Source organism: Salibacter halophilus (assembly GCF_008806325.1).
Lineage (GTDB): Bacteria > Bacteroidota > Bacteroidia > Flavobacteriales_G > Salibacteraceae > Salibacter > Salibacter halophilus.
In genome coordinates this window covers 22,036-36,651 of record NZ_WACR01000010.1, presented here as the reverse complement: position 1 = coordinate 36,651, position 14,616 = coordinate 22,036, and the positions used below count along the sequence as shown (strand labels likewise).

Genomic DNA, 14,616 nt, shown 5'->3' with positions numbered 1-14,616 from the left:
TTCGTTAGCGAACTGAAAATGAAGAACAGCCTTTTAATAGCAGTCTTTTTAATAATTGGAATTAAAGCACTTCCCCAACGGTACCTTGAATTAGGTGTCTTTGGGGGAGTTTCTTATTATACAGGTGATCTAAACCCCAACGCATACTTCCCTCTTGAAAATACTCACATGGCGCTGGGATTAGCCGGCCGCTACAATTTTAATAGCCGCTGGGCCATGCGTTTTAACTTAACACATGGGAATATTTCTGGTAATGATGGAAACTCAACTGATCCCTTCCAGCAAAACCGCAACCTGAGTTTCTACTCTTCAATCAATGAGGCTTCAGCCGTGATGGAATTCAATTTCCTCTACTTTGATCCTTATAATCCCATGAGTTATTTTAAAGGGCCTGATAAATTCACACCTTTTATTTACGGTGGGTTGAGCGTCTTCAATTTCAACCCAAAAGCAAGGATCGGACAAAACGAATACGAATTACGTGCTTACACAACAGAGTTAGAAGAATACAGTAGAACAAGTATTGCCATTCCATTTGGTGGCGGGTTTAAATTCAGGCTTTCTGACAGGTTAATTGTAACAACAGAATGGGGAATGCGAAAAACCTTCACCGATTACCTGGATGATGTAAGCGGCATGTACCCTGACAGTCCACAACAACTCAGTGAAACTGGTGCCGATCTATCAGACCGAAGCGTAAAGCAACAGGGAAAAGACGGATCTAACTGGGGAACTCAAAGAGGAAACTCACAAACAACTGATTGGTTTTCATTTGCCGGCATTACACTAACATACAACATACACAAGAACCCAAATCATTGCCACTTCAATCAGTGGAAATCGAGATAGTTAAAGTATATTTGCGCGAAAGTCGTCAATAAGGGCGATTTTTTTGTTTATGGAGAAAGTTAAAGGCATCATACCAGAGAGAGTACCTGAACACATTGCCATCATCATGGATGGAAATGGCAGGTGGGCCAAGAGCCAGGGTAAGGCTCGTATTTTTGGCCATAAAAATGCTATCTCAGCAGTGCGCGATACCATTGAAGGATCGGCAGAGCTCGGTGTGAAATACCTCACTCTTTACGCCTTTTCTTCAGAAAACTGGAACAGACCAAAACTCGAAGTCCAGGCTTTGATGGAGTTATTAGTGAATACCATCAGCAAAGAAGTCAACACACTAAACAAAAATAACATCCGTTTATTGGCAATTGGTGATTTACACAGCTTGCCAAAAAGATGTCAAAGAGAGCTCAACAAGGCGATTGAAGCGACAAAAGATAACTCTCACATGAGTGTTATACTCGCTTTGAGCTATAGTGCGCGGTGGGAAATACTCAACGCAACAAAAAAAATCGCACAGGAAGTTAAAGATGATAAAATCGATATAGACGATATTGATGAAAAAGTATTTGGGTCTTTTTTAGCTACGGCAAACTACCCTGATCCAGAATTAATGATCAGAACCAGTGGCGAGTATCGCATCTCCAACTTTTTGCTGTGGCAACTGGCTTACACGGAGTTAATCTTTGTTAACAAGTTTTGGCCAGACTTCAGGAAACCCGATCTTCATCAAGCAATTCAGGAATACCAAAAAAGAGAAAGACGATTTGGCAAAACGAGCGAACAATACGCAGTTAAATAAAGCGCTATTTACTTTAGTTGTGCTCATTGTGTCTTGCGCCTTTTCACCGGCCATAGCTCAATTACAACTTCAATCGAACAGAGGTTCAGGATCGTCATCATCCATCAACTACTCTGCTCCTAAAGAGTACATAATTAGCGACATTACGATATCCGGAACCCAATCGCTCGATAAAAATGCCATCATTCTGCTTACGGGTCTGACCATTGGAGACCGCGTAACAATTCCAGGAGATGAAATTTCAAGTGCGATAAGAAACTTGTGGCAACAAGGTTTATTTTCTGATATTCAGGTTTCTTACAAAAAGATTGAAGGAGAAAGAATTTCACTCGACTTTTATGTTCAGGAACAGCCCAGAATGTCGAGATTTAGAATTGAAGGTGTTAAAAAATCTGAAGCTGATGATATTCGCGAAAAAATCAATCTCTACAAAGAGAAGATCCTCACGAATAGTGTTGTAGCAAACACCAAGCGCAAAATCCGCAACCACTTCGTAGATAAAGGGTACCTGAACACTCAGGTGGAGGTTGTTCAAAAGCAAGACACTTTATTCGATAACCACATCTTCGTCATTATAAAAGTCGACAAAAAGAAAAAGGTGAAAATCAATCGGATTTTCATCAATGGCAACGAAGCTATCAGCGATGCCAAGCTCAAGCGAGCGATGAAGGAAACCCATGAGAAGTCTGTTTTCAAGCCATTTTATAAAATGGATGACTTTATCAAAAGCCTGGCAAAAGAAACCTGGAAAGGAAATACTGATACACTTTCCACCCTCAGTTTAAATTACTTTCAGAACCGAGTAAGATTCAGGATTTTTAAGAATGCAAAGTTCCTTCGCTCAAAGTACAAAGAGGATAAGAAAAAACTGATTAGTGCATACCGCGAAATGGGTTATCGTGATGCTGAAATTGTTACCGATTCCGTAGAAAAGATAAACGACAAACTGGTTAATATTCACATCAAAGTTGAAGAAGGCGATCGTTATTATTTTAGAAACATCAAGTGGATAGGAAATTCGAAATATTCAACTGCCAGGTTATCACGCATACTCGGCATTGAAAGAGGAGATGTGTACGACCCCACAATACTGGAAAGACGATTATTCATGAATCAGGCAGGACTTGATGTGAGTTCGCTTTACATGGATAACGGCTACTTGTTTTTCCAGGTTGAGCCTGTTGAAACGAGAGTTGAAAATGACTCTATCGACCTTGAACTGAGAGTTTACGAAGGAAAACAAGCACGAATTGACGAAGTAACAATCTCAGGAAACACGAAAACGCACGATCACGTAGTGAGGCGTCAAATCAGAACCAAGCCCGGTGATCTTTTCAGCAGAAGTGATATCATGCGTACTCAGCGCGAGTTATCAATGCTCGGATATTTCGATCAACAACAAATGAATGTTGTTCCAACTCCTAATCCGCAAGACGGAACAGTTGATATCGAATATCAGGTTGTGGAGAAACCATCTGACCAGATTGAACTCTCTGGTGGGTGGGGTGGAAACTTTATCGTAGGTACGCTCGGTTTGCGTTTCTCTAACTTCTCAACCAGCAACTTATTCAACAAAGAAGCATGGCGACCTTTACCATCAGGTGATGGCCAATCGTTGAGTATTAGAGCGCAAACTAACGGTACTTTTTACCAGTCTTACAACATCAGCTTTACTGAACCATGGCTTGGCGGTAAACGCCCTAATGCACTTACGGTAAGTACTTATTACTCCATCCAAACAAATGGTGAAAAGAGAGATAGCGATAACCGTAGAGCATTAAACATCTTTGGTGCTTCTATCGGTTTGGGAAAAAGACTGAGATGGCCAGATGACAATTTCCAACTACAACAGGAAATTGCCTATCAAAACTACGATGTTAACCAATGGAGAACTTTTGAAAACTTCTCTGATGGACACGCTAACAACATCTTTTATAAAATTTCGCTATCGAGAAGTTCAATGGATGACCTCTACTTCCCTACTTCAGGATCTCAAACAACCATTTCTGCTCAGCTAACACCTCCATATTCATGGTTCAACGGAAAAGATTACACAACGCTATCAACGAAGGAGCGATTCAAATTTGTTGAATATCACAAATGGAAGTTTACTTCTAAATGGTACTCTAAAATCTTTGACAAGTTTGTGCTCTACACCAAAGTTGGCTTTGGCGGTTTGTTCCGCTACACACCTGAAGTAGGAAACGCTCCGTTTGAGCGCTTTTACTTAGGTGGTTCCGGTCTCACAGGGTTTAACCTTGATGCACGTGAAATTATTGCATTGCGCGGTTATGGTGATCAAACTGTAACAAACAGTGGCATTAGAGGTAATGAAGAAAATGTTGGTGGAATTCTCATCAATAAATACACCACTGAATTGCGCTACCCATTCTCAACAAACCCACAGGCCATGATTTACGGCCTCACATTCTTTGAAATGGGTAACAGTTGGGGAAACCTTTACGATTGGAATCCATTTGACGTTTACCGAAGTGCCGGTGTGGGTGTGAGAGTTTATTTACCGATGTTTGGCTTGCTAGGCCTCGATTGGGGTTACAGATTTGACGAAGTTCCTGGCCGCAGCGGAATGGAACGCTCACAGGTGCATTTCACGATTGGCACAAATCTTGGTCAACTATAGTATCACTATGAAAAAGTTACTGGTCATATTCACCTTTCTCGCAGTTGCTGTTAGCATGCAAGCACAGCGTTTTGCTTACGTTGATGCTCAGTACATTTTAAAACAAATGCCCGAGTACAAAGAAGCTCAAAAAGAATTAGATGCTTTGAGCTCTCGCTGGCAGGAAACGGTTGAGGCAAAATATGCTGAAATCGATAAAATGAAAAAGGCCTACCAGGCAGAGAAAATTCTCTTAACGCCTGATATGCGTAAGAAAAGAGAGGCTGAAATAAAAGAAAAAGAAGAAGAAGCCCGTAAATATCAACGTGATAAGTTTGGTGTTGAAGGCGAACTCTTCAAGAAAAGACAGGAATTAATACAACCCCTACAGGATGAGATTTTTGAAGCCATAAAGGAACTGGCCCGAGACCGCAGCTACGCTGTGATTTTCGATAAAAGTGCCGGTAACTCAAATATACTTTTTTCTGATCCTCGCTACGATAAAAGCGATGTTATCATAAGAAAGTTAGGCTTATCAACATCTGATGAATAATTTTGTAAACCATTTTTAAATAAACACAATAGAATATGAGAACCTTTATCATAATTGCAACACTTCTTACGGGAATCGCAACTAGTGGACTAGCACAAAAAATTGGGTACATCAACTCTAACGAGCTTTTAGCTGCAATGCCAGCCAGTCAACAGGTACAGGCTGAATTAGAAAAATATGCCAAAGAGCTCGAATCGCAATTGACAACAATGTCTACAGAGTACGAATCAAAAGTTTCAGAGTACCAATCAAATCAAGCGCTTTGGTCAGATCCGGTAAAAGAATCCAAAGTGGAAGAGATCGGCTCGTTGGAAAAGCGTATCAACAAGTTCCAGCAAACTGCTCAAAAATCACTTTCTGAAAAAGAACAGGAACTGCTACAACCGGTACTCGACAAAGCCCAAAAAGCAATTGATGCTGTTGCTGAAGAAAAAGGTTACGATTATGTTTTTGACACAAGTAACGGAATGCTACTCCACTACCCTGATGGAGATAATTTGTTACCCGCTGTTAAAAAGCATTTAGATATACAGTAAATTGAATGCACCTGTAGGTATATTTGATTCTGGACTGGGTGGTCTTACCATCTGGAATGAACTTGTGAAACTGCTCCCTCGTGAGCAGTTTTTTTATTTGGGTGATAGCATAAATGCCCCATACGGTAACAAATCGACAGATGAAATCATTCATCTATCAGAAAAAAACACAGATTTTCTACTCAACCACAATGCCAAGATTATCATTGTAGCTTGCAACACAGCTACAACTCAAGCAATTCAGCACTTACGAGAAAAGTACCGGGGCCTTCAGTTTGTAGGAGTAGAGCCTGCTGTGAAACCAGCAACTCAAAACACCAGGACAAACTGTATAGGTATTTTAGCCACGAAAGGAACGCTAAATAGTCCGCACTTTCACGATACTTACAGCAGATTTGGAAACGATATAGAATCTGTGATGCAAATTGGTGAAGGACTTGTTAAGTTGGTTGAGGAAAACCGCATCGAGTCTGAAGAGTCAAAAAAACTGCTCGAACGCTATATCGCACCAATGCTGGAGCAAAATGCTGATCAAATCGTCCTCGGCTGCACGCACTACCCTTTTTTCAAAGACATCATTCAGAACCTGGTTCCGACCAACGTTGAAATCATCGATTCAGGTGAAGCAGTAGCCAAACAGACTAAGCGGATTTTGACCGAGCTAAACGCGTTAGCCGACAAGCCACTCGGATCTGACCAAATGTACACCACCGGATCAAAAGAAATCATGACTGAATTGGCGAAAAGACTACAGCCAAACAGAGCTATTAAAGTTACTCCTCTTTAAACCAACCGGAATATTTCACATAATTCTGCGCGATACGCTGCACTTCACCCTTGAATAAATCCTCGCTCAAGTCTTTCACCTTTTTAGCCGGAACTCCAGCATAAATACTGCCACTCTCGAGCTTTGATCCTTCAAGGACGACCGCCCCGGCTGCGATGATCACATTCTCAGGAATGTGAGCGTTATCCATCACTATAGCTCCCATCCCGATGAGCACATTATCCTCAACTGTGCATCCGTGAACCAAAGCATTGTGACCAATTGAAACATTGTTCCCGACAATCGTACGCGTTTTTTCATACGTGCAGTGAATAACCGCACCGTCCTGAACATTTACACGATTCCCGAGCTTGATCGAGTTAACATCTCCGCGAACAACCGAGTTAAACCAAAAGCTGCACTCGTCTCCGCATGTCACATCTCCAACGATTGTACTGTTCTCAGCTAAATAACAATCATCGCCAAATTTGGGTTTAAAACCTCTGCACGACTTTATTAATGCCATCTTTAATCTTTTTATGGTGTTAAATACAAACCTAATTCATAAAAATGACGTATTCAATTGTCCATCACTTACTAAATTTGCATTCTTAAAACAACGCAATCATGAGCGAAAAAGAAGTTCCTTTTACAATATACGCTGAAACCACTCCCAACCCTAAAACGATGAAGTTTGTGGCCAACAAGATTCTGGTTCCTTACGGAGCATCAGTTGAATACACTTCAGAGCTCGAGTGCCAGGACGCACCTCTCGCGAAAGTTCTCTTTACTTTTCCATTCGTGGAGAGTCTATTCTTTTCGAGCAACTTTGTTTCAATAACGAAAAAAGATTTCATCGAATGGGATGATGTCGTGATGGAAATGAGAGAATACCTCACCAATTATCTCCGTGCTGATCAGCCTGTTTTTACAAAACCGCCCAAAACAACCGGACACGAAACCAAAAACGAAGACAATCAATCTGAAAAGATCAAAGTAACTTCCACTCCGCAAAATGAGATGGAAGAAAAGATCATCAACTTGCTCGAAGAATATGTTCGTCCGGCAGTTGAAGGAGATGGTGGAGCTATTCACTTCAAATCCTTTGATGAAGGAAAAGTTACTGTTAAATTGAGTGGAGCTTGTAGTGGTTGCCCTTCTTCAACTCAAACACTTAAATTTGGAATTGAAAACCTTTTCAAAGAACATTTACCTGAAGTTCAAGAAGTAGTAGCTGAAGATGCGTAGATTATTCAACTTTTTATGTGTTGCCTTTATCAGTATTGCCCTTTTCTCAAATTGCAATACGGAGGAAAGTTATGAGACTTTCTCCAAAATCGAAAAAACGTATTCCAACGGCAAAAAACATGTAGTCCTCCATTATCAAATGAGAGAAGACACTGTTTATCAAGTCAAAAAAGAGTATTTTTACGACAGTGGAGAAAAGCTAATGGAGGGGCCTGTTACGCCAGATGGAAAACGAAACGGGCACTGGAAAGCATACTTTCAAAACGGTAAAATTAAGAGCGAAGGCTCTTTTGAGAACGATAAAGCCAGCGGAAAAAGAACCGTTTATTATGACAACGGCCAAAAACGGTACGAGGGCAAATACAAAAACGGAAAAAGATCTGGTAGCTGGCACTTTTGGGACAAAAACGGAAAGCTACTAAAAACAGAATCATATTAATGCCAGCAGGTGATAGCGCGGAAGACCATAGATGAAATCATGCAAACCGCTCGTATTGAAGAAGTCATTGGTGACTTTCTTCACCTAAAGCGAGCAGGTTCAAACCTCAAGGCGCTCTCACCATTCGTCAATGAGAAAACACCTTCTTTCATGGTTTCGCCTGCCAAGCAAATCTTCAAGGATTTCAGCTCAGGCAAAGGCGGTAACGTAGTCACTTTCCTCCAGGAACACGAACACATGTCGTATCCTGAGGCACTCCGCTTCCTAGCAGACAAATACAACATCACCATTGAGGAAGATGGTGAGCAAACGCCAGAACAGCTCGAAGAACAAAACAAGCGTGAGAGCCTTTACATCGTCACAAACTTTGCTTTAGACTTTTTTAAGGACCAACTTCACGAAACAGAAGACGGCCAGGCAATTGGTTTGAGTTACTTCAAGGAGCGCCAGTTCGAAACCGACATCATCAAAAAATTTGATCTCGGGTATGCTCCGGGCAAAAACATATTTACCAAAACCGCTGAGGAAAAAGGCTACAAAGACGAATACCTCCTCGAAACCGGACTAATCAAACAAAATGATCGCGGTAAATACGATGGATTTCGCGAGCGTGTCATTTTTCCCATTCACGATCTTTCAGGAAGACCAGTAGGCTTTGGTGCTCGCACTTTACGGTCAGATCCCAAAGTTCCAAAGTACATCAACTCCCCTGAGAGTGACATCTACAAGAAAAACCGCATTCTCTACGGGATTTTTCAGGCCAAGCACTCCATCATCAAAAACGACCTCTGCTTTTTAGTTGAGGGCTACACCGATGTTATCTCGCTACACCAGGCCGGCATTGAAAACGCGGTAGCTTCGTCTGGTACGGCTCTGACCGAAGGCCAAATAAAACTCATAAAACGCTACACCCAAAACGTCACAATCCTTTACGATGGTGACCCGGCCGGAATTAAAGCATCCTTTCGCGGAATCGACCTTATCCTGCAGGAAGGCATGAACGTGAAAGTTGTGTTGTTGCCTGAAGGGGACGATCCAGATTCGTACGCAAAAAATTACGGCAAGGAAAAAACACTGGATTATGTTGGTCAGAACCAAACCGACTTCATCACATTTAAAACCAACGTTCTTCTAAAAGACGTAGAAAACGATCCGCTCAAAAAATCACAGGCGATTCGCGATATCGTGAACTCCATTGCGCAGGTTCCCGATCATATTTCACGAGCCGTTTTTATCCAGGAATGCAGTTCTAAACTCGATGTTCCGGAAAAAGCGATCATTGCTGAGACAAACAAGATCAGGCGAAATCAGTTCAACCAGCAACGAAGAGAGAAACTCAGGGAACAACAGCGCGAAGAAAGGGAAAGCAACCTACCTGAATCTGAACCGGAGAATTTCTTAGAGGAAAACACAAAGCCTGTTATTCAGGACGAAATCAAAAATCAGGAACGCGAGATCCTGAGATTAATCCTGAGGTATGGCTCTGAATTGATAAATACCAATATTTTTTTAGAGGAAAGTCAAAAAGAAGAAGAGGTTTCTGTTGCTGTGGGAGAGTTTCTTGTGAGTGAAATCATAGCAGACGAACTCACATTTCAAAGTCAGCTCCATGACACCATTTTTGAAGAAATAGCTGAATTGATCGAACGAGATGGAGCAATCGATGAACAACACTTTATCCATCACGAAAATGATAAAATAAGAGAGTTTGTGGTTGATTTACTGGCTGAACGCTACGAACTACACGATTGGGAAAAGAAAAACATATTTGTAAAGCGCGAAGAACAACATGTTGGCAATCATGTTGAAAAGACCCTTTACAAGTACAAACTGGCCTGTATTAACCAAATGATCCAGGCAAATCAAAACAAGATGAAAACCGCTTTCAAGAGCGAAGAACCTATCGATGACATTCTTTTAGAGCAGAGAGAATTGGATAAAATCAAGATGAAATTATCAGAAATGCGCGGGTCAGTCGTTATCCGATAAGTAATATAGAACCAATCTAAGTTTATTAAAACTAACCCACTTACCCAACCATTGTGAAATAATGCCCGTTTACCTTAATGTGTTAACAAGTAAAGACAGGCCTTGAGTTAAAAATGAATGATCGTTGATCAGGAACTTATACAGTTATGTAAGAAGGAAGATCGAAAAGCACAGTTTACGCTTTACAAGCAGTGTTACGGAATTCTTATGGCTGTATGTTTACGCTATGAGCGCAACAAAGAGGATGCAGAAGAGCTTGTTAACATGGGGTTTCTCAAAATCGTCACCAAGCTCGACAAATACAATTCCGATATTCCCTTTGAAGCGTGGATCAGGCGTATAATGATCAACACTGTGATAGATGAGTTTAGGAAAAGGAAGAAAGAGCAAGAGACCATAGAATACACCGACTTTGACGACCAACACCACCACCGACAAGTTGAAATGAATGATGCAGACTTACGCTTTGATGCTGAAGAGCTGGAGCTAATGCTGCAAAATTTGCCAAATGTTACACAAAAGGTTTTTAACCTTCATGTAATTGATGGCTACAGTCACAAAGAAGTTAGTGATATGCTCAGCATATCTGTAGGAACTTCAAAGTGGCACGTGTCCAACGCACGAAAACTGTTGAAGGAGCAAATTGAAAAGAATAAAAATAAAGCAAGTAACTCTCAGAGTATTACAGCATGAGCAAGGATTTAGATGAAATTTTTAAAGAAGGACTGAAAGACCGCAAAGTCTCCTTTAACCCAGGTGCCTGGGATAAAGCTGAAGCTATGCTCAATAAAGAGCAGGGCAATTCGAGAAAAGGCTTTGTGTGGTGGAAAGCTGCTGCTGCAGCATTGCTGTTAGTTTCACTTTCAGTAGGTGCTTATTTTGTTGTTGACTCAACTTCAAATAATCAACTCGCTGAGAAACAAGAAACAAAAGACAGTGATTCTCAGTCTCAAAACAACCAGGAAAAACTTTCTGGAAAAGATGTTTTTGAACAAGAAAACGATACCCCCAAAACAAACCAAAATCCCAAAGATCAGCTCGCGAAAGAAGAGATGAAGTCAACATTTTCCGCTACTTCGAAAAGGAACCAAAAGCGTGCTGATCAAATGCGATTTGCCAAAACCAGCGAGCCCAACAGGGCCGCTGCGGGGCAAACGTATCCAAGAGAACAATCATCACTTTCTGATGTGAAAAGTAGTTCTTCAACCGAAATAAAACAGGGTAAAAGAACTTATTCATTAAGTGAAATCCCTCTTCTAGAGAAATTATTGAGCAATTCAAAAGAAGAAAATTCACTCGATCATACAATTTACACTGATAAGATTCCAGATTTCACGCCAGTCGTGAAGCACAGATTCTTCCTCATAGGTGGTGGAATGGTAAGCAATGCTTACAAAACTGGAGACTACTCTAAAAATTACGCGATAGATCCTTTTGGTGGATTTGGTTACGAATACCTCATCAATCCAAACTTCTCACTTGAGGCAGATGTACTTTACCTCCACCGTAGCGGTGTTAACACGACAAAAACAATTGAGAGCGGTGAGTACAGCTTTGGTCGGGTTACTGATATTTACAACATCAATCATGAGGTGCTACATTATCTTGAGTTGCCGGTTTTTGCAAATTACAGAATCGGGAATAATATGATTAAAGCCGGTGTTGGTGTTAGTTATCTCATCAACTCTAAAAGTACAGTTGAACACATTCACAACACACCTTTTGAGCAACAGGTTTCAACCTCAACAGAGTACGGTCACAATGACGGATTCAACAAAATAGATTATTCTGTTCAATTTGGTTATGAGAGACTTGTTCTCAACAAATTGAATTTGGGTGTTCGCGGATCTTACGGTTTTGCTGATGTCGTAAAAGATGATTACTACAATCACTCTGCTGTTGACAACAACCTCAACGTACGCATTTACGCTAAATACAACCTGGCGAATCTGTAATGAATAAAATTGTATCCATTTCAATTGCTGTCGCATCGTTATTCCTTTTGAGCTGCGACAAGGATACTCCTGAAGTATCCAGCAATGATGTGGTTTTCTATGTCGATGGACAAATGGGTGAAAACCCCATCAGCTTAAAAGGTGGCATTGATAACAACTTCATGCACACCAATTACAATTCTGACAGCGCCAATATCAATTCATATGTTGGTATGATGGCCGGTTCTGACTGTGAAATGGACAATCCCTGTGAAAACGCATTGACTTTCAAGTTCCGCGCTAATGGTCAGAGCCATGTTGACTCAACGCTCTCACCGCAACAAAAAACTTTCCGCAGCATTTCAGATTCTAGCCTGGCGGGATACAATGTCTCCTTCAACTCCAACATTGAACCTCCCGGAGGTAATTACAAAGTTGAATGGACATTCAGTAATGGCGAAACAAGCACGTCAGAAAATCCAACAGTGTTTTTCCAGACTCCCGTTGGAACAATTACAGCCTGCATGACAGTAACAAATCTCGATTCCAATACGAGTGTCACAACTTGTAATACAATTTCACCAACAAAAAGCTGTTATGCAGATTTTACCTACAGTTTTTCATCAGGCGGTAACGTAACAGTCAACGCTATTGAAAACGGAGTTGCGCCATTTACTTATTTGTGGGATTTTGGAAATGGTTTTATGCCACTCAATCAACAACCCAATTTAAACTTTAGCGGACAGGATACTGTTTCAGCTTGTTTGAAAATCATTGATGCTGTAAACTGTGAAGCTATTATGTGTAAAACACTTTTAGTTGATTCATCAGCTACATCAGCATTTACAGTTGGAAATTTCAGTTATACAACTTCAAAACAATACTCATTTAATCAACACGATTACAATGAAGTTGTGGTAGAATATGTTGATGAAAACGGAGACAAATACACATCACAACTTAAAGAACAGCCGGGTTGGGCAAACTTCGAGATCGTTGAAATGGAGAGTTATGAGCAAAACCGTTTTGGTCAGAACACAAAACGTCTAGAATTTAACTGCAACGTTCAGCTATACAAAGTGAATGATGTTTCGCAAAAAATGGACTTCATCAACGCAACCGGATTTATTGGAGTAGCTCATCCGTAAATTGAATGTCCTTTACTTTCATTTGAAGTGACGTTTTCCCGTTAAAAGTATTTTCCTCAATTGTGTAAGCAATACTAAAAGGTTCTCCTGATTGAACAATTTCAATTTTATCGGCCATTCCAAAACCTATTCCTGAAATCATGATATTTGAACCTTCATTTTTCACAACAACACGTAAATGAGTTTCGTCACTTCCCACGACTTTTGAATATCCGGCATCATCCAAATAATGGGTAGCAAAAACAGGAAGCATATTTTTAGGACCAAACGGTCCCATTCTTTTCAGGATTTTATAGAAGCTATTGTTGATTTCATCGAGAGTTAATACAGCATCAATATCCTGGATAGGCTGCTTGTGCTCCTCTTTTATCCGCTCCCTAACCGATTGATCAAACTTCTCTTTAAACTCATCCACCTTGTTAGGAGAAATGGACAAGCCGGCTGCGTATTTATGACCTCCAAATTGCTCAATGATGTCACTACAGGCATCAATAGCCTCATAAATATCAAAGCCTCTCACACTACGTGCCGAGCCGGTTACTTTTCCGTCATATTCGGTTAAGACTATCGTTGGTTTATAATGTGTTTCAATCAATCGAGAAGCAACAATCCCGATGACTCCTTTATGCCATCCCGGCTTGTAAACGACTGTAGATACAGCGCTTTCATACCAATTATCCTCAGCAATCATTTGGAGAGCCTCCTCATTGATCGCTCTATCCAAATCTTTCCGCTCCTGGTTCTGACTGTTAATCAAGGATCCTAATTCGCTTAGCTGAGCCTCATCAGAGTTTGTGAGTAACGCAACAGCTTTTGTTGCACGTTCCATTCGGCCGGCAGCATTTATTCGAGGCCCCACAATAAAAACCAAATCGCTAACAGTGATTTCGCGATCATTAGCAGCGTGCTCGCCTAAAAGTCGCTTTATACCGGGCGATGGATTTTCGTTGATCTTCTTTAGACCGTGGAACAGCAGAATCCTGTTTTCACCGTTTACAGGAACAATATCACAAGCTATACTCACCGCCAACAGATCTAAAAAATTTGCCGGTGGATTAGCATTGGCTAGTTCCGGCTCAATTGCACAAAGAGCCTGCATCAATTTATATCCCACTCCACAACCTGAAAGTTCTTTAAAAGGATAGTCACAATCTGATCGTTTGGGATCTAAAACAGCCAAAGCTGCCGGTAATTCATCACCCGGCCGGTGGTGATCACAAATAATGAAATCAATTCCTTTCTCACGGGCATACTCCATTTGCTCGATGGCCTTAATTCCGCAGTCGAGCGCTATTACGACAGAAAAATTATTTTCTGACGCGTAATCAATACCAGCTTTAGAAATTCCGTAACCCTCAGTGTAACGATCTGGAATGTAATAATCAATTTCATCAAAATGCGGCTTTAGAAAACTGTACATCATGGATACTGATGTTGTTCCATCGACATCGTAATCGCCATAGATAAGAATTGCTTCACCGTTTTTTTTCGCGGTCAGAACCCGGTCAACAGCCGTTTTCATATCAGCCATAATGAGCGGATCATGGAGGTTTGCAAGGTTCGGATTGAAAAAATCTCGCGCTTCTTCAAAACTGCTAACACCGCGATTTACAAGAATTGTTGCAAGCGGTAGCGGACAGTTTATCGCTGATGAAAGTTCAAGCGATTTCGATTCGTCAACAGGTGGTATAAAGTGCCATCTTTTTTCCATTACTTCAAAGATGAAAAATTTTGAATG

At 40.9% G+C, this 14,616-nt stretch carries 14 protein-coding genes; 12 read left to right on the top strand and 2 right to left on the bottom strand.

Annotated elements, in window-relative coordinates; translation table 11 throughout:
* The first annotated feature begins 18 nt into the window (after positions 1-18).
* The 6 genes from porG to murI are packed head-to-tail and all read left to right on the top strand — an operon-like array spanning position 19 to position 6,141.
* Complete coding sequence (gene porG, locus F3059_RS11595; protein WP_151169432.1) at positions 19-849, top strand: type IX secretion system protein PorG; 831 nt, start codon at positions 19-21, stop codon at positions 847-849.
* Between the two features lie 49 nt (positions 850-898).
* Complete coding sequence (locus tag F3059_RS11590; RefSeq protein ID WP_151169430.1) at positions 899-1,645, top strand: isoprenyl transferase; 747 nt, start codon at positions 899-901, stop codon at positions 1,643-1,645.
* The gene (locus F3059_RS11585) at positions 1,530-4,286 is read left to right on the top strand and encodes a BamA/OMP85 family outer membrane protein (protein WP_170265164.1); all 2,757 of its coding nucleotides are present in this window, start codon (positions 1,530-1,532) and stop codon (positions 4,284-4,286) included. Before F3059_RS11590 ends, F3059_RS11585 begins: the two co-directional genes overlap by 116 nt.
* 7 nt (positions 4,287-4,293) lie before the next feature.
* Positions 4,294-4,818 (top strand): OmpH family outer membrane protein, encoded by a 525-nt coding sequence (locus F3059_RS11580; protein WP_151169426.1) that lies wholly within the window; start codon positions 4,294-4,296, stop codon positions 4,816-4,818.
* A 35-nt stretch (positions 4,819-4,853) separates the two neighbouring features.
* Complete coding sequence (locus F3059_RS11575) at positions 4,854-5,354, top strand: OmpH family outer membrane protein (RefSeq protein WP_151169424.1); 501 nt, start codon at positions 4,854-4,856, stop codon at positions 5,352-5,354.
* 1 nt (position 5,355) lies between these two features.
* The gene (gene murI / locus F3059_RS11570; RefSeq protein ID WP_223274606.1) at positions 5,356-6,141 is read left to right on the top strand and encodes a glutamate racemase; all 786 of its coding nucleotides are present in this window, start codon (positions 5,356-5,358) and stop codon (positions 6,139-6,141) included.
* Here murI and F3059_RS11565 read toward each other — a convergent pair.
* Positions 6,128-6,646 (bottom strand): gamma carbonic anhydrase family protein, encoded by a 519-nt coding sequence (locus F3059_RS11565; RefSeq protein ID WP_151169420.1) that lies wholly within the window; start codon positions 6,644-6,646, stop codon positions 6,128-6,130. The two genes, murI and F3059_RS11565, sit on opposite strands and share 14 nt — an antisense overlap.
* Positions 6,647-6,747: 101 nt before the next feature.
* Here F3059_RS11565 and F3059_RS11560 point away from each other — a divergent pair, with 101 nt between their 5' ends.
* The 6 genes from F3059_RS11560 (at position 6,748) to F3059_RS11535 (ending at position 12,878) form a co-directional block, all read left to right on the top strand.
* Positions 6,748-7,368, top strand: a complete 621-nt coding sequence (locus F3059_RS11560) for a NifU family protein (RefSeq protein WP_151169418.1) — start codon at positions 6,748-6,750, stop codon at positions 7,366-7,368.
* A complete protein-coding gene (locus F3059_RS11555; RefSeq protein ID WP_151169416.1) occupies positions 7,361-7,807 on the top strand; it encodes a toxin-antitoxin system YwqK family antitoxin in 447 nt (148 codons plus the stop codon). Before F3059_RS11560 ends, F3059_RS11555 begins: the two co-directional genes overlap by 8 nt.
* 9 nt (positions 7,808-7,816) lie before the next feature.
* On the top strand, positions 7,817-9,796 hold the full coding sequence (gene dnaG / locus F3059_RS11550) for a DNA primase (RefSeq protein ID WP_151169414.1): 1,980 nt from the start codon (positions 7,817-7,819) through the stop codon (positions 9,794-9,796).
* Between the two features lie 117 nt (positions 9,797-9,913).
* Positions 9,914-10,489: an RNA polymerase sigma factor gene (locus tag F3059_RS11545; protein WP_151169412.1), complete on the top strand. Its 576-nt coding sequence runs from the start codon at positions 9,914-9,916 to the stop codon at positions 10,487-10,489.
* Positions 10,486-11,751: a porin family protein gene (locus tag F3059_RS11540; RefSeq protein WP_151169410.1), complete on the top strand. Its 1,266-nt coding sequence runs from the start codon at positions 10,486-10,488 to the stop codon at positions 11,749-11,751. The genes F3059_RS11545 and F3059_RS11540 overlap by 4 nt, the downstream gene beginning before the upstream one ends.
* On the top strand, positions 11,751-12,878 hold the full coding sequence (locus tag F3059_RS11535) for a PKD domain-containing protein (RefSeq protein ID WP_151169408.1): 1,128 nt from the start codon (positions 11,751-11,753) through the stop codon (positions 12,876-12,878). Before F3059_RS11540 ends, F3059_RS11535 begins: the two co-directional genes overlap by 1 nt.
* Here the strand turns inward: F3059_RS11535 and recJ are convergent.
* Positions 12,856-14,589 carry a single-stranded-DNA-specific exonuclease RecJ gene (gene recJ, locus F3059_RS11530; RefSeq protein ID WP_151169405.1) on the bottom strand — a complete coding sequence of 578 codons (1,734 nt, stop codon included), beginning with the start codon at positions 14,587-14,589 and terminating at the stop codon, positions 12,856-12,858. The two genes, F3059_RS11535 and recJ, sit on opposite strands and share 23 nt — an antisense overlap.
* Between the last annotated feature and the right edge of the window lie 27 nt (positions 14,590-14,616).

Coding starts and splice junctions, on each gene's coding strand:
- porG (WP_151169432.1), top strand. CDS start 19: ATGAAGAACAGCCTTTTAATAGCAGTCTTTTTAATAATTGGAATTAAA.
- F3059_RS11590 (WP_151169430.1), top strand. CDS start 899: ATGGAGAAAGTTAAAGGCATCATACCAGAGAGAGTACCTGAACACATT.
- F3059_RS11580 (WP_151169426.1), top strand. CDS start 4,294: ATGAAAAAGTTACTGGTCATATTCACCTTTCTCGCAGTTGCTGTTAGC.
- F3059_RS11575 (WP_151169424.1), top strand. CDS start 4,854: ATGAGAACCTTTATCATAATTGCAACACTTCTTACGGGAATCGCAACT.
- F3059_RS11565 (WP_151169420.1), bottom strand. CDS start 6,646: ATGGCATTAATAAAGTCGTGCAGAGGTTTTAAACCCAAATTTGGCGAT.
- F3059_RS11560 (WP_151169418.1), top strand. CDS start 6,748: ATGAGCGAAAAAGAAGTTCCTTTTACAATATACGCTGAAACCACTCCC.
- F3059_RS11555 (WP_151169416.1), top strand. CDS start 7,361: ATGCGTAGATTATTCAACTTTTTATGTGTTGCCTTTATCAGTATTGCC.
- F3059_RS11545 (WP_151169412.1), top strand. CDS start 9,914: ATGATCGTTGATCAGGAACTTATACAGTTATGTAAGAAGGAAGATCGA.
- F3059_RS11540 (WP_151169410.1), top strand. CDS start 10,486: ATGAGCAAGGATTTAGATGAAATTTTTAAAGAAGGACTGAAAGACCGC.
- F3059_RS11535 (WP_151169408.1), top strand. CDS start 11,751: ATGAATAAAATTGTATCCATTTCAATTGCTGTCGCATCGTTATTCCTT.
- recJ (WP_151169405.1), bottom strand. CDS start 14,589: ATGGAAAAAAGATGGCACTTTATACCACCTGTTGACGAATCGAAATCG.